Origin of the sequence: Streptomyces sp. NBC_01077, assembly GCF_045162855.1 — a bacterium.
In the GTDB taxonomy this organism is placed as follows: Bacteria; Actinomycetota; Actinomycetes; order Streptomycetales; family Streptomycetaceae; genus Streptomyces.
On the sequence record NZ_CP108669.1, the window covers coordinates 9347006 to 9370097 of the forward strand.

A 23092-nucleotide genomic window follows, 5' to 3' on the forward strand; every position below is an offset into this window, starting at 1 on the left:
CGCCCCAAGGACTCTGCTCCGAGGCCCGGCGCCCCTCGCGCGCACGCACCAGAGACCACCGGCCCTGCCCCGCAGCAAGGCGGCACGCACCCGGACCGCCCGCTGAAAGCGGACCGGGTCCGCGGCACCGGTCCTGTGGGGGAGCGGTCCACGCCGGCGCCGACAGCGGGACGGGACCGTACGCGCGGGCTACGCCGGACCGAGTCACCCCCTTCTCTTCTTCTGTCCTTCTCTTCCCGGCGGCGGCTCAGGTCTTCGTGAGTCGCCGCCGGGAGGTCACTCCAAAGGATCATTCATCATGAAATCCACCTACAGTGTTGGCCTTTGTGGTTACGGTGTGTGCGCATGAGGATTCTGCACACATCCGACTGGCACCTGGGCCGCCAACTTCACCGTGTGCCGCTCATCGACGAGCAGCACGCGTTCCTCCGGTTCCTTGTGGACACCGTCCGGGAACACCACGTCGACGTCGTGGCAGTCGCGGGCGACGTGTTCGACCGGGCCATCCCGCCGCTCGATGCGATCGGCCTGTTCGACCAAGTCCTGGAAGAACTCGCCGACATGCGCGTGCCGCTGGTGATGATCAGCGGCAACCACGACTCCCCGCGCCGGCTCGGGGTCAACGCGCGCCTGATCGAACGCGCCGGAATCCACCTTCGCACCGCAGTGGACGACTGCGCCCGCCCGGCCGTCCTGCACGACGAGCACGGACCGGTGGCGTTCTACGGACTGCCCTACCTCGAACCCGGCCTGGTCCAGGCCCATTTCGACGCGGACAAGCCCAGCCACCAGGCCGTCCTCGGCGCGGCGATGGACCAGGTGCGCGCCGACCTCGCCACCCGCCCCGGCACCCGGTCGGTTGTCCTCGCCCACGCCTTCGTCACCGGCGCTGCACCCAGTGACAGCGAACGCGACATCACGGCCGGCGGTGTGCCCTCGGTCAGCGCCTCGGTGTTCGACGGCGCCGACTACGTCGCCCTGGGCCACCTGCACCGCTGCCAGAAGATCACCGAACGCGTCCGTTACAGCGGATCGCCCCTGGCTTACTCCTTCTCCGAGGCCGACCACCCCAAGGCGATGTGGCTCATCGACCTGGACGCACAGGCCCGCCTGAGCGCACAGCGGATCTTTTGCCCCGTGCCCCGCGCCCTTGGCCGGCTCACCGGAACCCTGGACGCCCTGCTCACCGACCCCGAGCACACCCCGCACGAAGGTTCCTGGCTCCACATCACCCTCACCGACCCCGACCGCCCGCACATGGCCATGGAACGCCTCAAGGAACGCTTCCCCCACACCCTCAGGCTCAGCTTCACCGCCGAGCACCACACCAGCGACGAGTCCTACAGCGCCCGCGTCAACGGCCGCAGCGACCACGACATCACCCTCGGCTTCGTCCACCACGTGACCAACATCCCCGCCACCCTCCAAGAGCAGGACCTGCTGCGCGAAGGACTGGAAAACGTCCGCATCCAAGCCGCGGCACGAGAGGCCCACTGATGCACCTGCACCACCTCACCGTCCAGGCCTTCGGCCCCTTCGCCCGCACCGAGACCGTCGACTTCGACGCCCTGGCCGGCAACGGCCTGTTCCTCCTACGCGGCGACACCGGAGCCGGAAAGACCAGCGTCCTCGACGCCGTCTGCTTCGCCCTCTACGGCACCGTCCCCGGGATCCGCCCCACCCACCGCCTGCGCAGCGACCACGCCCCCACCACCACCCGCACCGCCGTCACCCTCGACTTCAGCTCCGCCGGCCGCCGCCTGAAGATCACCCGGACCCCCAAGCAGGAGCGCCCCAGCACCCGCGCCAAGACCGGCTTCGCCACCGACGAAGCCACCGTCCAGCTTCACCAGCACACCAAAACCGCCGATGGCCAGGACCAGTGGGACCCTGTCTGCGCGAACCATCAGGACGCGGCCAGAGAGATCGAGGCAGCTCTGGGCCTGAACAAGGAACAGTTCTGCCAGGTCGTCCTCCTGCCCCAGGGCGACTTCGCGAAGTTCCTCCGCTCCGATGCCAAGGACCGAGCCGGCCTGCTGCGCCGCCTCTTCGGCACCGGCCGCTTCCAGGAACTGCAGACCTGGCTGACCACCCGCAGCAAAGAAGCACGGAAGGAACTCGAGGAGGCCCTCACCGAAATCCGGCAGCTGGGCGAACGGATCGACCAGGAGACGCGCACCCTTCGCCCGCAGGACGGCGAGACTCCCACTCGCCCCGCCCCCGACGACCCCGCCGCAGTCCTCACCTGGACCCAGCAGCTCCTCGCCCTCTCCCACAAAGCGCACGCCGCAGCGCAGGCCGACGCCGTGCGCAGCGACGACGAACACGGCGAGGCCAAGAGCAACCACGAAAAGGCGGCCGACCTCGCAGAACGGCAGGCCAGGCACCTCGACGCCCGCACCCGCCGCACCGCACTCGACGAAGAAGCCGTCGGCCATTCCCAGCTGCGCGAAGAACTCGACCGCGGACGAAGCGCCCAGGCGATGCGCCCCCTGCTCGACGGACTGGACCGCGCCGCTGCCGCACTGGAGGAAGCCCGCACCGGCGAACACCAGGCCCGGGCCCTGCTCGCCCCCGAGTACCAGCAGGAAGACCCGCGCCGACTGAGCGCGCATCTCGAGCGCCAGCACGCCGAACGAGGCCGAATCGAAGGCCTGCTTCCCGACGAACAGCTCCACACCCAGCTCGGCATCCAGCTCGAAGACCTCGCCACCAAGGAACAGCAGGCACGCGCAGACCTCGACGACGCCGAGAAGTGGCTCGCCGCATGGCCCGCAGAAGAGAGCCGGCACACCAGCGCCGTCGACGCCATGAACAGGGCGACGGACAGCATCGCCCACCTCGAGCAGACCGCCCGCGACGCCACCGCCCGACATGAGGCCGCCCTCCTGCGCGACAGCCTGGCCACACACCTGACAGCCGCCGCGGATGAAAAGACGGCCCGCGCCACAGAAGCACTCCAGGCAAAGCAGGAATGGCTCGACCTGCGAGAACGCCGCCTCGACGGCATGGCCGGAGAACTCGCCGCCCAACTCAGCCCCGGAACGCCCTGCACCGTCTGCGGCTCGACCGAACACCCAGCCCCCGCCCGCCCCCGGGCCGACCAGCCCACACGAGAGGACGAGAACAAAGCCCGAACCCTGCACGAGCAGGCCGAACAAGCCCTCACCAAAGCCGACCACGAGCACGCAGAGCTGGCCGAACAACACGCCATGGCCATCGGCTCCGCCGGCACCACCCCCGCCGCCGAACTCGCCACCACCCTGCAAAACGCCCACACCGCTCACAAGGAAGCCTGCGACACCGCCGCCAGTCTCCCCGCCGCACGAGAGGACCTCGCCCGCCTCCGCAGCGAACACGACACCCGCACCCGACTGCACCAGGAAGCAAGAGACCTGCTGACCGAGTGCCAGACCCGCAGCCGAACCCTGGCCCAGCAGCAGGCAGAGCTCACCCGCACCCTCGACGACGCCCGCGCCGGCCACACCAGCCTCCCCGCCCGCCTGGCCGACCTCACCCGCACAGCCGGGCACCTCGACCACGCGATGGCCACCGCACAGACCACAACAGACGCCGAAGCCCGCCACCACGACGCACTCACCGCAGCAGACCAGGCGGCCCGCAGCGCCGGCTTCACCAGCCGCGACGAAGCGGCCGACGCACTGCGAACCCCCGTCCTGCTCCAGCAGTGGGCCGACGAGTTCGAACAGTGGGGCAAGGAGGACGCCATCGTCACCAGCATCCTCACCGACCCCGGCCTGGTCGAAGCAAGCCTCCAGCCCGCGGCCGACCCCACTGCCGCAGCCCATGCCCTCCAGCAGGCTGAAGCCCGCCTCAAGGACACCGCAGGCGCCACTCGCCAGGCCGCAGAGCGCGTCACGGCACTGACGGAACTGGCCGCCGACATCGAGACCCGCCTCGCCGGCCTCGAACCCCTCCAGCACAGCCACCGCCTCGCCGACTGCCTGGCCTCCATCACCTCGGCCAACTCCGCCGCCAACACCCTCAGCATGGAACTCGAGGCCTACGTCCTGGCCGCACGCCTCGAGGAAATCGCTGCCGCCGCCAACACCCGCCTGCAGAACATGACCTCGGAGCGCTACCTCCTCGTCCACAGCGACGAAAAGGAAGCCGGCCGCCGCGGCCGTCTGAAGGGCGGGCTCGGCCTGCGGGTCCTCGACACCTGGACCGGCACCGAACGCGAGACCTCCACCCTGTCCGGAGGCGAGACCTTCACCGCCTCCCTCGCGCTCGCCCTCGGCCTGGCCGACGTCGTCACCCAGGAAGCCAGCGGACGCCCCCTGGGAACCCTCTTCATCGACGAAGGCTTCGGCACCCTCGACGAACAGAACCTTCAGGACGTCATGGATGTGCTCGACCAGCTCCGGGCAGGCAACCGCACCGTCGGGATCGTCAGCCACGTCCCCGAACTCAGCCGCCGCATCCCCAGCCAGCTCAACGTGAGGAAGCACCGCGACGGCTCTACCCTGCGCCCTCTGACCGGCGCCGACCTGTAGCACCCGAGGGTGTACCGCACGCCTGCGGGCGCAGCCGCGCGGTACACCCTCAGCGCCACGGTTTGCTCCCGCTCCCCGTGCGGTTGCCACCGGGGCTTTCTCCAGGAAGGAGGGGAGGGGGAAGGGGAGGGGGGAAGGGGAGGAAAACGCTGCCCGCAAGCGCAAGACGGCCTCACATCCGGCTGTTGTGCCCCCGCCGGGGTATGAAGATTCCTCTCTGCTCTTGCTCCCTGGCTGCCGGCCGTAGGCAAGAGAGCCCGTTGTTCCGGGCTGTTCCCCTTACCCCTCAAGAGCCATCCGATAGGGTTAAAGGTGCAGGTTAAAGAAGGGGTTAAATGCTGCTAGTGTCTGTGGCATGGGCCTTAGTGAGGAAGAACTGCTCGCCGCCGCTGACGAGTTGCTTGCGGAGGTGCCGCAGCTTCCGTCCCCGGCAGAGCGTGCCCGTCTGCGTGAGGCCGCCGGGATCACGCAGGCCCGACTCGCAGCCGCGCTGAAGACCACGACGCAGACAATCAAGAACTGGGAGAACGGCAGGAGCGAACCGCGCTCACCGCGCCTGGAGGCATACCAGCGGATTCTGAGCGGCTGGGCGGCAAAGCACCCCACACACGGCACACCGACCGCAGCCCCCGCCCCCGCACCACAGCCGCAGGCACCGGCCGCGTTCACCAGACCCGCCACCCCTGCCGCGCGAGCGGAACCTGTCACACCGCTACCGGCTCCCGCCGCGGCGAGCGCACCCGAGCATCCGATCGAGTCCGGGCGTCCGGCCACACGCTTCGCGCCATCGCGGCTGCCGACGGTGGACAAGGCGGCCCCGGCCGTGTTCGACCCCCGCTTCCCAAGCGGACCGCTCGCAGTCCTGGACGGCGACGGCACCGCGTACGGCATCGGCGGGATCGTGCTGGACTGTCCGGCGACCACGATCGTGGAACTGGTCGAGTGGACCCTCACGCAGTCCGGTCTCGGGGCACCGAAGCTCCACCGCTACGGGATGGACTCCGACCCCCTCATCGTCCTGACCGCGACCGCGGCCGCCAAGTTCGGCCTGCCCGAGCGCCTGGAGGACCGCCGAGGTCTGCGCCTGCCCGAGGACCATCCGGTCGTCAAGCAGGTGACGAAAGCCAAGTGGCAGCTCACCCAGCGCGGGTTCGGCCCCTGGGCCCGGATCTACCGCAAAGCCCAGGGACGCGACCGCCAGTGCGTCCAGCTCGCGCTCCTGCCCTGGGACGCCCTGGACTCCCGCTCCTGGCCCGGCGTCAACGAAGCAGAGATGCACCCGGCCGACATCGCCCGCGTCCTCGGCATCTATGCACAGCGCGTCATCACCCCCCGCGGCTCTACAGCCGTCTCCGGCCTGGAACTGATGACCGCACTACGCCCCCCGACCCGCCCGGTGCGCGACGAGGAGACCGGCAACTGGACCCGTGGCCACCACGCCGGAAGCCTCGGAACCGACCCGCTGCCACCGGCACCGCCGGAAGCCCGCCCCGAACACCCCGTCGTCGTCAGCTCTGGCTGGACGGGCGGCTTCGTCAACGAAGAGGCCTACCAGTGGATCCGCGACATCGACCTCCTCACCGGCGACGAGGCAGCACTCCCGTACGCGGTTGGCCTCGACCTCAACACCGCCTTCCTCGCCTCCACCGCCCGCCTGATGGTCGGTCTCTGCGAACCCGACCACTTCGTGCGCCCGAAGTTCTACCCCAAGGTCACCGGCTCCTGGCTCGTCGACCTCTCCCACATTGACCTCGACCCCCGCCTGCCCAGCCCGTTCACACTGACCGGCCAGCGCCCCACAGGCCCGGCCTGGTACCAGACCCACACCGTCGCCTACGCCCAGGAACTCGGCTACAACGTCGACGTCCTGGAGGCGTACCTGCGCCGCGAGACCGGCGCCTACCTCGACCCGTGGCACGACCGGCTCAAGACCGCCTACGCCGAGACCCTGGCCGACCTCGGCGTCACCCCCGACCTCACCGATCCGGAGTTCCTCGCAGCGATGGAGGTCCACAAGCAGGTCGACCCGGCGATGGCCGCCGTCCTCACCGCGATCAAAGCAACGGTGAAGGGCGGCATCGGCAAGCTCTTCGAGGGACCCCAGGGCACGGGCTACAAGGACGGCGAGGAGTGGCCGGCCATGAAACGCCCCACCTGGGCCCCCTGGATCCGCAACGCGATCATCTCCAAGACCCGAGTCAACATGCACCGCAAGCTCGCCAACATGGCCAAGCTCACCGGCATGTACCCGCTCGCGGTCCTCTCCGACTGCGTCGTCTACCCCGCCACGAGCACCAGCCCGCTCGACTTCCTCCCCTACGCCGAGTCGGGCAAGCCGATCCCCGGCGCCTTCCGCCTCGGCCCCACACCGGGCCGGGCGAAGCTGGAAGGCGCACAGCCGATGACATGGGCGGTCGACCTGATGGAACAGGGCTACAACCCCGCCCGCCACATCAAGGGCGACGGCCACGACGCCGTCATGGACGAAGGCGAATAACCCTACGGCCGCCATGGCACCGGGTCACCCCGAACGTCGGTCAAGGCCACAACCTCCCACGCACCCGCCCACTATCAACCTCTCCCCCAGCACCCACCACAGCGCGCGTCCCACCGGCACCAGAGGCCCCACGGCCCAGGCAAGGCGCGCGACCTGGACCCCGCTCACCAGCCCTGGGCCCGGACACGCCCGCCCCAGCCCTCCGACGGGAGCTCAATCAGATGACCGGAGAGATCGACGACGCCTTGAAGCGCGCCGACCAGGAACAGTTCACAAAAGAGCCCCCCAAGACCCTCCAGGGCCGGATCAACTACTTGATCCGACAGCTCGGCACCGCCAAGGCCGTCGCCGTGGAGATCGGCGTCACCCCCGACTCCGTCAACCGCTACCGCCGCGGCGCCCGAAAAAACCCGCCCAAGAACATCGCCGCCCAGATCGAGGCGGCCGTGAAGACCCGCTGGCAGCCAGGCGTCCGCCGACGCCGGCGCAAGCAGGCCGCCACCACCGGCATCAAGGTCTCCACCCGCGCCCGCTTCGGCTACACCGCCCCCATCGGCACCACCGACGACGGCCGCCTCCGCCGCCTTACCATCAACCTCCCCGCCACCTACGCCCAGCGCCTCTTCCAGGCCCAGGAACAAGGCCTCAGCGACCAACACAAGCGCGCGATCATGGCCGAGGGATTCAAGGAGGCCTACTTCCAGGACAACGGCGCCCGCGCCGCAGGACTCTCCGAGGTCAGACTCACCGACATCGACTACCTCGACATCGAGTACTGAGCCAGCCTGCAGAGGCGCGTGTTCCAGGACCTGGAGAAGGCCGCCCAGACGGTACCCAGGCACCACCGCGTGTCCCATCAGTCATCTCCGGTGCCGCTGCTGATTCGGGCCGCGCTCTGATGCGGCGGCGTGTGGCGAAGCCTCGGTCAGACGCCGATCTGATGCGCTGATCGTATGGGTAGGGTCGAGGTAAACCGTCCAAGGAGGAAGAGTCGCATGGCGACCGAGATTGTGATCGCGCAGACGACCATCGACGACGAGGAGAAGGCGAAGGGCCTCGCCCTGGGGGCCGTCGAGGCCCGGGTGGCTGCCTGCGCGCACATCGACCCCGCCTTCACCGCGGTCTACCGATGGAAGGGCACCATCGAGACCGCTCAGGAGTGGCGTATCTCGTACAAGACGACGACAGACCGGCTCCCCGAGCTGGAAGCCTGGGTAGCCGAGAAGCACTCGTACGAGGTTCCCGAGTGGATCACCCTCCCTGTGAGTGGCGGGTCGGTGGCGTACCTGTCCTGGGTGGTCGAGGAGACAACCGAGGTCTGACGGGCGGAGCGTTGAGATGAGAGGTGTGAGCATGTCCGCGTGCAGGATGCCCAAGGGCTCAGGCTGCGAGCTGCCGCACGTGGTGGGCTAGATCCTCCTCGTTGCCCGGGAGCGATGCGGCGATGGCGCGAGCACGCTCCTTGCCCATCGTGGTGGTCTTGGCTTGAGCGGCAGCTGTGAACTGTCGGGACACATCGATACCTTGATCAACGTCGCCTCCACGCAGCAGCGCCAGGGCGAGGTCGCCGAGCACGACCACTCCGCCGTCCGGTAGGTCGTCCCCCAGTCGTGCGAGTGCGTCGTCGGCTGTGGTGATCAGCTCCGACCGGCGCAGTTGGCCGTACACCGAGAGAGCCAGCGAATCCATCCGGTAGGGGGTCACGAAGCGGACCCATGCTTGCTCGCTGGTGTGGTCCGCGAAGTCATAGGCGAACTGGGCCCGTTCCAACGCTTGAAGGGCCCTGGTGTCGTCACCGACCTGCGCGGCCTCCTCGGCGTACCTCCCGTGCATCCATGCGGCGGCAGCGGCGTTACCGCGGCCCCGTACGTCTTGGGCCGCTTGGAGTAAGTACCTCAGCTTGTCCAGGGGTGCGTGGGCCCCGTAGCTGGCGTACGTAAGGGCCAGTGCACGCAGTGGCGGGTGGCCGGCGGATGCCGCGCACTCCGACGTCACCTTGTAGTAGGCGTTTGCCTTCGCGTTCTCGCCCAGATCCCACGCCACCCAGCCGGCGAGAGCTGCAGTCTCTCCGGCGGCGATGGTGAGGGCACGTTCGTGCCGACCGGCACGCGGGAGGGCCGCAGTGATCGCGTCGAGATGCGACTCGACCTTGTCCTGTAGGTGGCGGGGGCTCAGGTTGAGCTCCTGGACATGCAGGTCGGAGGCTCGGTCGATCAACGCGCTCGCAGTGGAGTCGTCGATCCTGCTTCCCCGCCGGAGAGCGGCGGCCAGTCGCCCCCAGGGCTCGGCAGTGGCCGTGCTCACCCCAACGACGGCGGCCTCCAGCACTGTGCGACGTTTCATGGCCTCCAAATCCTGTTCTGTGCGACGGCGCGCCTGACTTCGCCTAGCCCGAGCGGCCTTGGCTTCCCGTTGCAGCGTCTCGAAGGGGACGCTGCAAGCCACCGCAATGTGCTCGAGCGTGTGGTTCGTAGGGATGTTCTCGGACTTCTCGTAGCGACTGATCTCGCGGCGCGTCACGGTGATCCGGCCGGAGACAGCGTTGATCGCGTCGGCCTGCTGTTCCTGTGACCGACCAGCCTCCTTACGGAGCCGCCGGAGTAATAAGGCGAACGAATCGACTGGCATTAGTGTGACCTCTGTCCGGGGACGTAAGCCAATCATGACCTCATCTCCCGCTGAAATTTCCCCTCTTGACAAAGTTTTCCCCCTCCAATTTCCCCTGGTCCGGGACTTGTTCAAGCGGTGCGATGGATCCATGACCACGATCCGCACGGCGGTGAAAGGCATTACATCCACGACCGCGCTTCCCTTCCGACGGCTTGAGGCCCGCGGGATCGGCTGGCGACAGATCGCCGCTCAGATCCTGCTCGTCCTCATCGTCGGCGCCCTCGTCCCTCTCCTCCTGCTCAGCAACGCCTCCTGAGAGGTCCATCCATTGAGCCCGCTCGACACCCGTGTTCCCGGCCAGGCGCTGGCGGCGATCGTTCCCTCGCCCACCAGTCCGCTGCCGATGAACCTCTTCAAAGCGAAGGCCGGCGACGATCACGACCGTCGCTTCGACCTCGCTCGCGTCTATGTGTGCCAGACCCTTCCGTCCGGCGACCCCGAGCAGACGGGGGTCGCGCCATGACCGTGCCACTCAAGTACCGAAAGTCGGCGTTCTGGGACGCCGTGTACTCGGCCTCTGACGCGTCTTTCCTCCCGATCGACCCCGGGGAGACGTTCCGCTTTCAGGACCGCACCGACGCGGCCCCTGGTCAGATCGCCGTCGACGTCGGCACGGGCCTTGGTGAGTGGGCCTGCCAGATGTCCCGCCTGGGGCTGGCCGTAACCGCCTACGACTACAGCTCCGTGGCGATCGAACGCGCCCGACAGCTTCACGCGCAGCACGGCGCGGTCACCTACGAGGTCCACGACTTCGACGCCGACCCTATCCCACGCCCCCTGCAGCCCGGCACGGTCGGCATCATCACGTGCAGGCACGTCCTCAACTTCCTGGAACCCCGGTTCGTCGCCGATGCCCGCCGGTGGCTGCACAAGGACGGCATCTTGCACGTCACCACCGCGGTCACCCAGCGGATCCGGGACGGCCGGGGCATCGGGATGCCCGAGGAAGAGGTCCGCGAGCTCGCCCGGGGATGGCGCGAGTGGGAGCGGTATGACCTCGATCCCCACGGCGAGATCACCGTCATGCTCCTTCGCGGTCCCTACATCTGATCCCTCACCTACCCCATTCGATCAACCGCCGAGGAGGCCACGGTGTGCATGCATCAAACGGCCTGTCCCACCGCCGACTCCGCCGACCGTGAAGCTGCTCTTCTGATCGCCCACCACCCGGAGCAGGGATGGTGTGTTAACTGCACCTTCTTGAGGTCGTTGGGCACTGCGATGTCCGACTGCCCGAGGAGCTCCGTGTGACGTCGCATCTGCGCAATCAGCTGATGGAGGGGCGGGTCAACCTGCCCCGTGTCGGCTCCGTCGTTCAGCTGGAGACCCAGCACCCGCCGTACGCCGTGCTTGGCCCGGACGGGGAGCCGGTCAAGCCCGTGGTGCCGTACCTGCGGGACCTCGCTCTGAACCACAACAGTCCATCAACCGGCCGCAGTTACGCCTATGACCTGCTGCGTTGGTTCCGGTTTCTGTGGCTGCTGGAAGTGCCCTGGGACAAGGCAACGGAAGGAGAGGTGGCAGTGATGGTCGGATGGCTTCGTACCGCGGTGAATCCGCAGCGCCGTCGCTCCAGCGCGGCGTCGCCGCAGCCGGGTTCGGTCAACCCGCGTACCGGCAAGCGGTACCTCAGGGCCGGGTACGCGCCCACCACGACCAACCACGCACTGACCGTGGTCAGCAGCTTCTACGACTTCCACCGCTACTCGGGCCGCGGGCCGCTGATGAACCCGGTGCCGGTCTCGGAGGCACGGCGCCGTGCTCTGGCCCACCGCAGTCCGATGGAGGCTGCACCGGTCTTCCGTCGCGCACGCCTTCGCCAGCGCGTCCCGGTCACCGAGCCCCGGGCGATGCCCGACGCGATGTGGGACGAGTTCTTCGCGGCCATGAACCACGATCGTGACCGCGCCGCGGTGCTTCTGTACGTCGCCAGCGGCGCCTGTGCCTCGGAACTTCTGGGCGTGACGCCCGGCGATATCGACTGGCCCGGCCAGATCGTCTACGTCGTCTCCAAGGGCACGAAGCTGCGCGAGCCCGTCCCGGTCAGCCCCCAGTCCTTGGTGGTGCTGGCCGCCTACCTCGACGCCGTCGGCATGCCGGCCGCTCATGCGCCGGTCTTCCGCACCCGTCGCGGCCCGGAGAAGCCGCTGACCTACTGGGCGATGCGTCGCGTCGTCCAGCGCGCCAACGACAGGCTCAAGACGAACTGGAGCCTGCACGATCTGCGACACACGGCGGCGGAACGGATGGCCAACGACCCCCACCTGACGTTGGCCGAGGTCCGGGCCATCCTGCGTCACGCCGATCTGGCCACCACCGGCCGGTATCTGCATGCCCAGGTCGAGGACCTCTTCGACGCCCTCCAGGCGCACTACCACCGGCCCCGGGTCCGGCCGAGCATCGCGCCCGGCTACGACCCGGAGGACTTCAAGGTGGTGTTCGGTGGCTGACACGCAGCAGACCTTCACCGCCCGGAACCGCCGCATCGACTACCGCGACGAGCCGTTCGTCCCGGCACCCATCACACGCTTCGCCGGCGCCGAGCTCAAGGCGGTGCCGGCGCCTCTGCCGAGCACGCCGCCCGGTCCCTTCGGTGACCTCTCCAGAGCACCAGCGAGCGAGATCGTGCGGATCGTCGAGCGGGAGACGAGGGGACGGCCGAATCCCGGGCGCCGGCAGCGAGCCGTCCAACGGATTTTCGCGGTCCTGGAGGAGATGGAAGGCTCGACCTGGCAGGAGCGATGGGAGGCCAGCGGGTTCGACAGCGAGGGCGCTGACCCCGTCCGGGGCCTGGCCGCGCCGGGGGATCACGTCGACAGCGGCGACCTGACCGCGGGGATCAAACTCGCCTTCTGCCTGCGAGTCATCCGGCCGTCGATCTCAGGTTTCCGCGCGAACACGTTCACGGACTTCCCCGAGCGGTTCCGTGAGCTTCAACCGGACCCCTACCTGGAGAAGTTCTTCGCCGCGGTCGACGGCTACGACTTCAACCACATGCACGGCCTGCGCGCGAAGGGCCGCCGGATCCTGCCCACAGCCGCAGTGATCGACGCCCAGACGGTGAAGGCATCACCGAACGCACCGGAGGCCACGCAGGGATACGACGGAGGCAAGAGGGTCAAGGGCCGTAAGCGGCACATCGCCACTGACACCCTCGGGCTCCTCCTGGTCCTGATCGTCACCGCCGCCGGCGTGCAGGACACCAACGGCGGCAAACTCGCCGCCGACGAACTCGCCACAAAGTTGCCCACCGTGACGAAAGCCTGGGTGGACGCCGGATACAAGGCAAAAATGATCGCGCACGCCTCGGACCTTGGCATCGATGTGGAAGTCGTCTCACGTGATGCGGAGCAGAAGGGCTTCGTGGTCCAGAAAGTCCGATGGCGTGTGGAGCAGACTTTCGGGATCATGAGCCGGTACCGCCGCCTGCACCGCGACTACGAAGCCTTGCCGACCCGGTCCCGGTCAATGATCCACTGGTCCATGGTGAACTCCATGGCCAACCGGTTGACCGCCAGCCCGAACAAAACCGGGCAATATCTCCGCCCGAAACCCCCCGCGGCAGCCTAAAGCAGTACCGAACACCCTCTAAGACCGTGTCCTATGTGGTGAGGCGGTCGTTGAGACCGTCATGGGGCGGGGTACGTGGAGTTGGATTGTTCCGGACGGGCTGTGGGAGATCGCGGAGCCGCTGATCCCGCCGTCGAAGGTTCGGCCGCAGGGTGGTGGTACGCAGGACACGCCTGATGAGACGCTGTTCGCCGCGATCATCTACGTCCTGGTCAGCGGCTGCGCCTGGCGGGCACTGCCACCATGCTTCGGGATATCGAAGTCGACCGCCCACCGCAGATTCCTGATCTGGTCGCGCGCCGGAGTCTGGGGCCGACTGCACGAGGAGATCCTGCACCGTCTCGACGACGCCGGCCTGCTCGACCTGTCCCGAGCAGTCCTCGACTCCGCCCACGTACGGGCTAAAAAAGGGGCGAACTCACAGGTCCGAGCCCCGTGGACCGGGGCAAGCCGGGCTCCAAGATGCACGTCCTGTCGGACGCGAACGGACTGCCCCTCATCGTCGGCGTCTCGGCCGCCAACACCCACGACAGCCAGGCTCTGAAGCCCATGGTGCTCGGTCACCAAACGAGACACGACCCCTACCGCGGCCGGAACTTCAAGCCCCAGCGCCTGCACGCCGACAAGGCCTACGACGTACCTGAACTGCGGAAATGGCTCCGCGGCAAACGCATCGGCGTCCGCATCGCCCGCAAGGGAATCGAGTCGTCGGAACGACTCGGGCGGCGCCGGTGGGTGATCGAGCGGACCATGTCCTGGCTGACCGGCTACCGCCGGCTCAACCACCGCTACGAACGCCACCCCCGCAACTACCTGGCCTTTCTCGGCCTCGCCGCAGCCATCTGCTGCTACAAGCGACTCGTCCGCCTCACCACATAGGACACGGGCTAAGAGGCGCTTGCCGTGGAGGCGCGCGGGCAGCCACCCGATACCAGGGCGACTACCGGCCGGCTACGGTCGGATCCCTGGGGTGAGTGGTCGGTGTGCCGAGCGTGTCGGCGAGTTCGCGGCGAGTGGTGACGCCGAGTTTGGCGTAAGCGTGCTGGAGGTGGTTGTCGACGGTGCGCACCGACAGGTGCAGGATCGCGGCGATGTCCTTGCTGGCGGTGCCGCCGGCGGCGAGCAGGGCGATCTCCTTCTCCCGATTGGTGAGCGCGGCGGCGGTGTGGGCGGTGGTGAGCAGGGGGGTGCGGGCGCCCTGGCAGCGCGCTGCCAAGGCTTGGGCGCGCTGGGTGGCAGCGGCGGCTTTGCGGGCCTGGGCGGCTCGTTGCCAGGCTGCGGCTGCTTGGGTGGCGGCTTCGGCGGCCAGTAGGTCCGCGCCGATCGTTTCCAGTTCGGCAGCAGCGGTCTCTAGGCGTTCGGGGTTGTTTGCGGCCAGCGCGGCCGCGAGGTGGGCCCGGGACGGGGCCAGTGTGCCGTCGCACTGCGCGGCGAGTTCGGAGAGGCGGTCCTGGACGTCGGCGGCGGCGCCGAGGCGGGCCGCATCGGTCAGGAGTAGTGCCTCGCTGGTGACGCAGTCGGTTGCTTGGGCGGCCTTGGCCGCCTGGATAAGGACGGACCGAGCTTGCGCATGGTGGCCGCGCGTTGCGTACACCCAGGCCTGTCCCAGGTCCTCCTCCCCGGGCGGCTGAAAGCCCATGGCCAACCGTGGCGAGTGGTCACGCTCCTTGAGTGCGGCCTCAGCCGCGTGTTGATCTCCGAGCACCGCCGCACAGGCCGCGAGCCCGCTGAACGATGGTCGTAGCGCCATCTTGTGGTCAATGGCACGGGCGCGGGCCGCCGCGTTGGCGTACCAGTAGCGAGCACTGGCGGGATGTCCTGCCAGCCACTGGGCGCGGGCCGTCAAGAGAGCCAGCCAGATCGCCGCGAGCGGACTGATCCGGGACGTGGCGGTGTCGGCGTATTCGCCGATGCGGGTGGCCTCGGCGAGGCTTCCATTGTCACTGAGTGCGAGTATGAGGGGAATCCGTTGGACGGCGGCGTGGGATACCAGGGCGCCTTCGTCCACGTGCATGTTGGCGGCATAGGCGCGCTCTGCCCAGGCTATGGCTTCGTGCGTGTGGCCCAGCATCGCCAGCGCGGTTGTCTTGCTGAAGGCGCCTCGTAGCCAGGCGCCGTCATCCGGGGCCATGCTGATGTCGGCCTCCAGATCCTCCAGCAGGGTAAGGCCTTCCCTTGGCTGGCTGGCCATGATACGGATAAAACCTTCGGCCGACCGCAGAATGTGGCGCCCGGTGGCATTGCCAGCGTTGGCTTCGGCATCTTGGATGACAGCCAACGCTTGCCCAGGGGGAAAGTTTCCCCACACCATGTTCCTGGTTCGGCCAAGTATTGTGGCGATTCTTTCTCGCTCATCGGTAGCGCTTCGGCCAACCTCGCAGAGAAGAGTCTCAGCCCGGTCCCAGTAACCCAGCTGGAACAGCACCTCGGCAAGGATAAGGCGGGTCGCGGTTGTGTAGTGCTCTTCAGGTATAGCCCGCAGAAGAGCCAGGGCCTGGGGATAGTCGCGTGCGTGGCGGGCGAGGGTGGCCGCTCGAAGGAGTAGTGCCGGGTCGCCGGTGCCGGTGGCGGCCAGCTGCCAGGTGGCGATGCGCAGAGCGTCGTCACGGCGGCGCGCTCCGTAAGCCTGGGTACGGCCAACCTGGTCCAGCAGAAGCTTCTGGCGGCGAAGAACAGGAATGCTGTTGCGCAGTTCCTCGCCGTACAAAGGGTGAGCGAGTCGCAGCGTGGTGCGGCGGCGGTCGATGACGATCCGGATGAGCTCGGTCTGTTCCAGCGCTTCCAGCGCCTCCGGCTGGGCGGCATGCTCGGCGTCGGCCAGCGGCAGTGCTTCGGTGAAGGCCAGCAGCTCCAGGACAGGGCGGGCGGCCGAGTCAGCGGCGGCTAGCCGGGTCCTGATCAGCTCGGCCAGTTTCGGGGTACCGGTCGGCCGATCTTCGGCCATTTCCCAGATCTCCCCGTCACTGACCAGTGCCCCGGACTGTAGGGCGCCCTGGGCCAGTTCATGGAGGTAGAGCACGTTGCCGCCGGAGGCGGTGTGCAGGTCATGCAGAGCGCGACGGCCGAGCGGGCCCTGCAGGGCCGCGCGCAGAACGGTCTCGGTCTGCTGCCGGTCGAACGGAGTCAGGTCCACGCGATACACCGCGTCCCCGCCGATCAAGGCGTCGATGGTCTCACCGAGCGGTTCGCCGGTCCGGACGGTGGCGATCAGCCGCACCACCCCGGCGTCGATCAGCTGGCGCAGCAGCACGGCGGAAGTGGCGTCCAGCAGGTGCAGGTCGTCGACCCACAGGGCCCGGCGGCGATTACGGCCTGGGCCGGCCAGCGCGGTAGCCACCGTCGCGAAAGCCTTGACGGGGTCGGACAGATCCACCCCGGGCGGGATCAGGTGGGCGATTGCGCCCAGCGGCACCGCGGCGGCCGCTGCCGTCGCGGTGGCCCGTCGCCCCTTCCACCCGTCGCGGACAGCCCGAGCCAGGCACTCTTCAGCCAGCCTGGACTTGCCTACCCCGGCCGGACCGCAGATCACCACGCCGCGGCAGTGTCGATCCGCCCACGCCGCCGTGATCTCCTGCAGCTGGCCCTCCCGGCCGGCCAGCGGCCACGTTGACCACTGCTGTCGTTGCGTGCCCATGACAGCCTCCTGGAGTGGTCCAGGCAGTCGAGGACGATCTCGGCGGCTGAACTTCTCTTAAGCAAGATTACTCAGCCAGGTGGCATCCTGGCGAAGTGGACGTGAAGAAACTCGGCCGGATCCCCGACGGCGGCGGTCACAAGGCCCTGGGCCGTCAGGCCGGACGGGCCACCCGCAACAACATGGGATTCGACTACGTCCACTCCGCCGTCGACGACCACTCCCGCCTCGCAGGCTTCCTGGCCCGCGCGACCGCTTTCTTCCACCACCAAGGCATCCCCCGCATCGAACGGGTCCTGACCGACAACGCCTGGGCCTACCGCAAGGGCCTGGCCCGGAAAAACGTCCTGACCGACCTCGGCGCGACCGGCAAACTCACCCGTGCCCACCGGCCCCAGACCAACGGCAAGGTCGAACGCTTCAACCGCACCCTCCTCGACGAATGGGCCTACCTACGGCACTACACCAGCAACACCGAACGCACCGAGCCCTGGCAGACCTCCTCCACACCTACAACCACCACCGCTGCCACACCGCACTCGACGGACACCCGCCCATCAGCCGCGTCAACAACGCTGCGGGTCAATACGCCTGGGACTGTAAGAAAAACGGCTCTGTCTCACATCCGGTGGTAGCGGAGAGTGGTGTTATCCGAGGAGGATGGGCCTTGACCCTCTGATCTTGGACACACGAGAGACTGGATCCTGTGGATCTGAGGACGGACATCTCGTGGTCATGAAGAACTATCCGCCGGAGTTCAAGGCGGACGCTGTCGCGCTGTACCAGTCGCGGCCCGGAGCGACGATCAGGCAGATCGCCGCTGATCTGGGGATCAACCCCGAGACGCTGCGCAACTGGATCCGGGCGGGCGGCGCGAGCCGTCCCCGCGGTCACCGGGCGGAGGAACCGGCCCGGCCACCGGTGCCCCTGGAGGCGGAGAACGCCGCTTTGCGCAAGAAGGTCCGTGAGCTGGAGGAGGAACGCGAGATCCTGCGGAAGGCGGCGAAGTATTTCGCCGGGGAGACGCGCTGGTGAACCGCTTCCAGTTCGTCGCCGACCATCAGCGCCGCTTCGGCGTGAAGCGGCTGTGCACCATCCTCTGTATCGCCCGCTCCAGCTTCTACCACTGGCGCGCGACAGCCCCCGACCGGGCCGCCCGCCAGGCGGCCGACGCCCGCCTCGCAGCCCGGATACGGGCCGTGCACCTCGAATCGGATGGCACCTACGGCGTTCCCAGGATCACCGCCGAGCTCCGCGCGGACGGCGAACATGTCAACCACAAGCGGATCGCCCGCGTGATGCGAAGCATCAATCTGCAAGGAGTGCGGCTGCGTCGCAGACACCGCACCACGATCCCGGACGAGGCGGCCGCGAAGACCCCCGACATGATCAAACGGGACTTCACGGCCGACACGGTGAACAGTAAGTACGTCGGTGACATCACGTATCTCCCTTTGGAAGGCGGGAAGTTCTTGTATCTGGCCACCGTCATCGACCTCGCCTCACGGCGTCTGGCCGGCTGGGCACTCGCGGAGCACATGCGAACCGAGCTCGTCACCGACGCCCTGGCCGCCGCCCAGCGAACCCGCGGCAGCCTCGCCGGTGCGATCATGCACACCGACCACGGCGCGCAATACGTGAGTCGGGCATTCGCCGAAGCCTGCAGGTCAGCAGGGGTGATCCAGAGCATGGGCACGATCGGGTCCAGCGCGGACAACGCACTCGCCGAGTCCTTCAACGCAGCCTTCAAACGGGAAACACTCCAAGGCAGAAAGTCCTGGCCCAGCGAGCGCGAAGCCCGCCTCGACGCATTCCGGTGGCTCCACCGCTACAACACCCGGCGCCGTCACTCCCGCCTTGGACACCGCAGCCCCATCGCCTACGAAACAGCAGCCACAACACCATCAACTACGCTGGCCCAAGCCGCATAACCCGTGTCCAGTATTCGGGGTCAAGGCCCGATTCGGTGGCGGAGTAGGGTGAAGCCTGCCCGTCCGTGCATCTGGCGGGCCATCCGCTTGGTCTTGGTGTTGACGCCTTCGGTGGGGCCGTTGCTGTACGGAAGTGTGACCGCGGCGATCACGGCCTCGCGGTCGCGTTCCAGGCCGCGGGTGAAAGCGTGCATGTGCGGCAGGTCGGCAGAACGGACCTGGGCGATCCAGAGTTCGAGCGCGTCGGCGTTCTCGGGCCGAGGCTTCAGCAATGGGGTGAAGGTCCGGACGGCAGTGGCCAGGTGGGTCATCTCAGAGCACGCAGCGGTCAGCTGGTCCAGGAGATCCCGATGTCCGGTCTTGAGGTTGTCGGGCCTGGTCAGGAGCATCCGGGAGAGCCTGCGCGGGGAGATGTGGCTGCGGTCGGCGTCCGCGCGGCCTTGGTTGATGTACTTGTGCAGGAGGTTGAGGCAGCCGGTGAAGCCGAGGGCTTTGATCTCTTCGAAGAGGTGCTGGACGGGGACGCCGGGGTCTTCGGCCCGGCGTCTGCGTAAGTGCTCGCGGTATGGATCGACGAGGCTGGAGCGGTATTTCGGGACTCGGAGCATCCGCTCGGGTCGGTCGGCCCGGGCATAGCGTTTGACGGTGTTCAGGGCCAGTTGCAGGCGGCGGCCGCATTCAAGGAGGCCCACACCCTGGTTGAGCAGGTCGTGGACTTGGTTCCAGCGCTCGAGTGTGGTCTGCGCGCGGGGGCCGTCATACAAGGTGCGTCGAGCACGGTGGCCCAGCAGGTGCTGTGTGCCTTCACCTCGCTCAGGGCGGCTTCGCACAGGTTGTGCCAGACATGCCAGCGGTCACTGACCTGCACGGCGTTGGGCAGGGCCCGGCGGATGGCTTCCGCGTAGGTCGTCGATCCGTCACGGCACACGACCTCGACGCCCGGATGCGCACGCAGCCATGCTTCCAGCGTGCCGGCCGTGCGGTCGGGCAGGACATCGATCCGGTCATGGGTCTCGGCGTCGATCACCACGGTGGCATAGCGGTGCCGCCGGCGAAGAGCGAAATCATCGACGCCGACCGCTCGGGGAATCCGGCTGGTCGGCAGAGGAATCCCCAGCAGGGCACGGAGGGCTGTGTGACGGGAGAGGTCCATGGCAAGCGCTGCCAGCAGACGCACGCCCGCCCGGCCCGCTAACTCCTTCACCACGGCCTTGACCTGCCTGGTCAGACGGGTAGTGCGCCGCTGATATCGCTCCAGCACTCCCGGGACTTGCTCCCGGAAGGTGTGGCGGCAGCCGTATGTGGGACAGACCAGCCGTCGCACTCCTACACGGAGCGCCACCCTCCGGCCGTCGAGCGGTACATCGGCCACCTTGCGCCAGTGGTAGCCGTGCACCTGTCCCGATGACGCCCCGCACGCCGGGCAGGGCGCCGGCTCCTTCGGAGTCCGCGCCCTCACCACAACCCGCCCGCCCTCAGCGGCCACGTCTTCAATGACCAGCGGAGATATGCCTGAAAACACCATCTGCACAAGCTCGTTGACATCCATCACACAGACACCCACGACCTTGGCCACTCTCCGTTACCACCGGATGTGAGACAGAGCCGTTAACTGGACAGACCCTGCGGCATCCACATCGGCACGGCCATTGCCGAGCCCGACGTGGTCTACCCGGTGATCCGCACGACAGACGACACCGCCGTCATGCTTCTCGGCCTGCTCGTGAACGGGGCGGCCAAGACGGTGGCCTGAAACTCGGTTGTCAGTGGCCCCTGCGATGATCGCCCGTCATGGGGAGATGTATGTGGGGAGACATGACCAGCGGCGTGACGCTCGCAGTCACTTCGGCAGGCATGCACTACGGTGCCGATAGGCGGGCGACAACCTCGCCCTCTAGCGTGAGCCACCTTCAGCCTTCGTGTGGGTGAGTGGATCGTGAGCGCGTCGAGGGCGAGCTCCATGCGAGCCGACGCGCTGTTCCGAGCGCGCGTGGCCGGTCTGGGTGGCGAGGTCCTCGAAACCGAGTGGCTCGGCACACGGAAGCCTCACCGGGTGAGGTGCGGGGCGGGACACGAGAGTTCGACCTATCCGACCAATGTTCTTGCCGGAAAGGGCATCTGCCGCACGTGCGCCCACCGGGCGCGTTCCCTGGAAGCTGAGACAGCATTCCGGGCTCGGGTTGCGGAACTGGGCGGGATCGTGCTTGAGGAAAGCTGGCTTGGCAACCACGAGCCTCACCGTGCCCGTTGTGCCAACGGGCACGAATGCGCACCGCAGCCGGCCCACGTACAGCAGGGCGAAGGGATCTGCTCCACGTGCGCCAGAAACAAACAAGGAGGTAGCAGAAGGCGCCTTCAGGGACGCGCTCGCGATGATGGGCGCGACACTCCTGGAACCGGTGTACCTCGGCGCAAACGAACCGCACCGGGTTTGCTGCCCCGACGGGCATGAATGCCACCCCAGGCCCGCGCTGGTGCGACGCGGCGCAGCCATCTGCCAAACCTGCACCGGGAGGGACCCAAAGATCGGCGAAGCGAAGTTCAGGGCCCGGGTCGCGGAGCTGGGAGGCGTCGTCCTCGAGTCGCATTGGCTGGGAGCGACCACGCCGCATCGAGTCCGATGCGCCCAGGGCCACGTCAGTGCGCCATGGCCGTCCGCCGTCCAACGGGGGCAGGGGATCTGCCGGGTCTGCGCCGGGAGGGACCCGAAGACGGCCGAGGCTGCCTTCCGCGCAAGGGTTGCCGAGCTGAGAGGAACGGTCCTTGAGCCCAAGTGGCTCGGCAAGGATGCGCCGCATCAGGTGCGGTGTGCCAAGGGGCACGCTGGAACGCCCACCCCGAGTAACGTGCGCGCGGGATGCGGCATTGTCGCATCTGTGCAGGCAAGACCTGGGACGTCTTCTACGTCGTCACCGATGACGTCAACGAGGTCGTGAAGTTCGGCATCACTTCCGGCAACCCGCGTCTACGCCTGTCACACCACGAACGGGACGGGCTTGACCAGATCGTTCGCCTGATCGAGGGCTATCCCGAGGCACGCAAGCTGGAAAATACCTGCATCACCGCCATGCGGGACGTCGGCGAGAAACCCCTTCGGGGGCGCGAGTACTTCCACATCCGCGCACTGGGAACCATTCTCGATCTCGTCGACGGCTGGACTTTCCCAGCCTGCCCGTCACGTGCTGGACAGGCGGAGGTCTCCGGACCAGGTCTCACATCGGACACGACCGGAGTCAAAGGTGATCCCCCACGCGATGCGCCCACTGTCCGGGACACTTATCTCGCTGACTCCCAGTACCGTCTCGCCGAGGTGAGCCGGGAACGGGGCCTCGCCGCTGATCGGCGCCACCTCGACGCGACCTGACTCCGCCATGTCGTACCCCGCGAAGGGGGCTGACGTCTCCAAGACCAGGCACCAGTCCGAACCGGTCGTGATGCGCGTGGCGACCGCTTCGCTGTCGATCAGCCACACGTCCAGCGGGCCGGACGGAGCCTCTGAGCCGTACAGATGGCACGAGGCGACTACTTGCTCAAGACTGCGCCCGGCCGGGCAGTCAGGGCGCACCCCGCCTTCATGTGACACGCACTCGCTCATCCTGTTCGACTCCACCAAACGACCGTACTGTCAGGCAAACTCCCAGCTCACGCCCTTATACGGGACAGGCTTTAGTCGAGCTGCACAGGCGGGGGCTTCAGGTGCTGCAGGCAGCAGAAGCTCGGCCACAGCGACACCGCGGCCGACGGGATACCTGGCAAGAAATCGTGGGACGCCCTCAAGGACTCCAAGCGGCTCTGGTCGTTGAACCTCCCATGCGCCTGTTCCTTTTGGTCCTCTCCGTGGCCCTCGTCCTCGGAGGCCCCGGGCTTCCGCCGCGACATGCACGCCTGGCGCGGGTCCTCTTTCCCCGAGGCCTTCGCCGAACGGGGGGCATCGGCGATCTGGGCTACGTCGGCTCTGGAATGCTGACCCCACGGCGCAAGCCGCCGGGTGAGGAACGATCTACAGGAGACAAAGTGGCCAACCGCTCTGGCAACGCCTCCGGGCCGCGGTCGAACGGGTCATCGCTCACCTGAAGGACTCGAACGATCTTCGCCACGCGCCCCCCTCACCCGCTTCGCCAAGGCCGTCACCGCCCTCGCCTTCTACAGGAAAGGCTGGTGAAGCCCCGTGAATAGGCCTCCTGTCCTCAAGGTATCACACCCAAAACAGCGTGCTAGTACCCTTCTCGCCAATTCTCGGAGAAACTGAGCAGCAAGACACAGCAGAGTAGGC

General features: G+C 67.8%; 16 protein-coding genes and 2 pseudogenes. 15 read left to right on the plus strand and 3 right to left on the minus strand.

Annotated elements, in window-relative coordinates:
• Positions 1-345 precede the first annotated feature (345 nt).
• The 5 genes from OG462_RS41895 (at position 346) to cutA (ending at position 8336) form a co-directional block, all read left to right on the plus strand.
• A complete protein-coding gene (locus OG462_RS41895) occupies positions 346-1497 on the plus strand; it encodes an exonuclease SbcCD subunit D (RefSeq protein ID WP_406054192.1) in 1152 nt (383 codons plus the stop codon).
• A complete protein-coding gene (locus OG462_RS41900; protein WP_406054190.1) occupies positions 1497-4517 on the plus strand; it encodes an AAA family ATPase in 3021 nt (1006 codons plus the stop codon). Before OG462_RS41895 ends, OG462_RS41900 begins: the two co-directional genes overlap by 1 nt.
• Before the next feature lie 355 nt (positions 4518-4872).
• Complete coding sequence (gene tap / locus OG462_RS41905; protein ID WP_406054188.1) at positions 4873-7014, plus strand: telomere-associated protein Tap; 2142 nt, start codon at positions 4873-4875, stop codon at positions 7012-7014.
• Positions 7015-7235: 221 nt separating this feature from the next.
• Positions 7236-7793 (plus strand): telomere-protecting terminal protein Tpg, encoded by a 558-nt coding sequence (gene tpg, locus OG462_RS41910; protein WP_406054186.1) that lies wholly within the window; start codon positions 7236-7238, stop codon positions 7791-7793.
• 216 nt (positions 7794-8009) lie between these two features.
• Positions 8010-8336 carry a divalent-cation tolerance protein CutA gene (gene cutA, locus OG462_RS41915; RefSeq protein ID WP_406054184.1) on the plus strand — a complete coding sequence of 109 codons (327 nt, stop codon included), beginning with the start codon at positions 8010-8012 and terminating at the stop codon, positions 8334-8336.
• A 58-nt stretch (positions 8337-8394) separates the two neighbouring features.
• On the opposite strand, the gene OG462_RS41920 is transcribed toward cutA, so the two are convergent.
• The gene (locus OG462_RS41920) at positions 8395-9642 is read right to left on the minus strand and encodes a helix-turn-helix transcriptional regulator (RefSeq protein WP_406054182.1); all 1248 of its coding nucleotides are present in this window, start codon (positions 9640-9642) and stop codon (positions 8395-8397) included.
• Between the two features lie 130 nt (positions 9643-9772).
• Here OG462_RS41920 and OG462_RS41925 point away from each other — a divergent pair, with 130 nt between their 5' ends.
• From OG462_RS41925 to OG462_RS41955, 7 genes are all read left to right on the plus strand, one after another.
• Positions 9773-9940: a hypothetical protein gene (locus OG462_RS41925; protein WP_406054180.1), complete on the plus strand. Its 168-nt coding sequence runs from the start codon at positions 9773-9775 to the stop codon at positions 9938-9940.
• 12 nt (positions 9941-9952) lie between these two features.
• On the plus strand, positions 9953-10147 hold the full coding sequence (locus OG462_RS41930; protein WP_406054178.1) for a hypothetical protein: 195 nt from the start codon (positions 9953-9955) through the stop codon (positions 10145-10147).
• Entirely contained in the window at positions 10144-10734 is a 591-nt protein-coding gene (locus OG462_RS41935) for a class I SAM-dependent methyltransferase (RefSeq protein ID WP_406054176.1), read from the plus strand. Before OG462_RS41930 ends, OG462_RS41935 begins: the two co-directional genes overlap by 4 nt.
• A gap of 42 nt (positions 10735-10776) precedes the next feature.
• Positions 10777-10935 (plus strand): DUF5999 family protein, encoded by a 159-nt coding sequence (locus OG462_RS41940; protein ID WP_406054174.1) that lies wholly within the window; start codon positions 10777-10779, stop codon positions 10933-10935.
• A complete protein-coding gene (locus OG462_RS41945; protein ID WP_406054172.1) occupies positions 10932-12134 on the plus strand; it encodes a tyrosine-type recombinase/integrase in 1203 nt (400 codons plus the stop codon). The genes OG462_RS41940 and OG462_RS41945 overlap by 4 nt, the downstream gene beginning before the upstream one ends.
• A 175-nt stretch (positions 12135-12309) precedes the next feature.
• Positions 12310-13254 (plus strand): transposase, encoded by a 945-nt coding sequence (locus tag OG462_RS41950; protein WP_406054170.1) that lies wholly within the window; start codon positions 12310-12312, stop codon positions 13252-13254.
• A gap of 61 nt (positions 13255-13315) precedes the next feature.
• A protein-coding gene (locus tag OG462_RS41955; RefSeq protein WP_406054168.1) for an IS5 family transposase occupies positions 13316-14133 on the plus strand; the annotation gives its coding sequence in 2 pieces (ribosomal slippage) (positions 13316-13664 and positions 13664-14133; 819 coding nt in all).
• A 61-nt stretch (positions 14134-14194) separates the two neighbouring features.
• On the opposite strand, the gene OG462_RS41960 is transcribed toward OG462_RS41955, so the two are convergent.
• Positions 14195-16888, minus strand: a complete 2694-nt coding sequence (locus OG462_RS41960) for a LuxR C-terminal-related transcriptional regulator (protein ID WP_406054166.1) — start codon at positions 16886-16888, stop codon at positions 14195-14197.
• Positions 16889-16965: 77 nt separating this feature from the next.
• Here OG462_RS41960 and OG462_RS41965 point away from each other — a divergent pair.
• Both OG462_RS41965 and OG462_RS41970 read left to right on the plus strand, forming a co-directional pair.
• A pseudogene (locus tag OG462_RS41965) lies at positions 16966-17477 on the plus strand (integrase core domain-containing protein); the annotation flags it as partial.
• 140 nt (positions 17478-17617) lie between these two features.
• Positions 17618-18819 (plus strand): IS3 family transposase gene (locus OG462_RS41970; RefSeq protein WP_406053589.1). Its coding sequence is split into 2 segments (ribosomal slippage): positions 17618-17903 and positions 17903-18819, totalling 1203 coding nucleotides; the frame shifts between segments, so codons are not numbered across the junction.
• Positions 18820-18839: 20 nt separating this feature from the next.
• On the opposite strand, the pseudogene OG462_RS41975 reads toward OG462_RS41970, so the two are convergent.
• A pseudogene (locus OG462_RS41975) lies at positions 18840-20368 on the minus strand (ISL3 family transposase).
• 1308 nt (positions 20369-21676) lie between these two features.
• Between OG462_RS41975 and OG462_RS41980 the strand changes: the two are divergent.
• Positions 21677-22183, plus strand: a complete 507-nt coding sequence (locus tag OG462_RS41980; protein ID WP_406054164.1) for a hypothetical protein — start codon at positions 21677-21679, stop codon at positions 22181-22183.
• The last annotated feature ends 909 nt before the right edge of the window (positions 22184-23092 follow it).

Bases quoted from the DNA above. Each gene is read 5' to 3' on its own strand.
- OG462_RS41920 (WP_406054182.1), bottom strand. From the start codon at position 9,642: ATGCCAGTCGATTCGTTCGCCTTATTACTCCGGCGGCTCCGTAAGGAG.
- OG462_RS41960 (WP_406054166.1), bottom strand. From the start codon at position 16,888: ATGGGCACGCAACGACAGCAGTGGTCAACGTGGCCGCTGGCCGGCCGG.
- OG462_RS41900 (WP_406054190.1), top strand. From the start codon at position 1,497: ATGCACCTGCACCACCTCACCGTCCAGGCCTTCGGCCCCTTCGCCCGC.
- OG462_RS41935 (WP_406054176.1), top strand. From the start codon at position 10,144: ATGACCGTGCCACTCAAGTACCGAAAGTCGGCGTTCTGGGACGCCGTG.
- OG462_RS41980 (WP_406054164.1), top strand. From the start codon at position 21,677: ATGCGGCATTGTCGCATCTGTGCAGGCAAGACCTGGGACGTCTTCTAC.
- OG462_RS41925 (WP_406054180.1), top strand. From the start codon at position 9,773: ATGACCACGATCCGCACGGCGGTGAAAGGCATTACATCCACGACCGCG.
- tpg (WP_406054186.1), top strand. From the start codon at position 7,236: ATGACCGGAGAGATCGACGACGCCTTGAAGCGCGCCGACCAGGAACAG.
- cutA (WP_406054184.1), top strand. From the start codon at position 8,010: ATGGCGACCGAGATTGTGATCGCGCAGACGACCATCGACGACGAGGAG.
- OG462_RS41895 (WP_406054192.1), top strand. From the start codon at position 346: ATGAGGATTCTGCACACATCCGACTGGCACCTGGGCCGCCAACTTCAC.
- tap (WP_406054188.1), top strand. From the start codon at position 4,873: ATGGGCCTTAGTGAGGAAGAACTGCTCGCCGCCGCTGACGAGTTGCTT.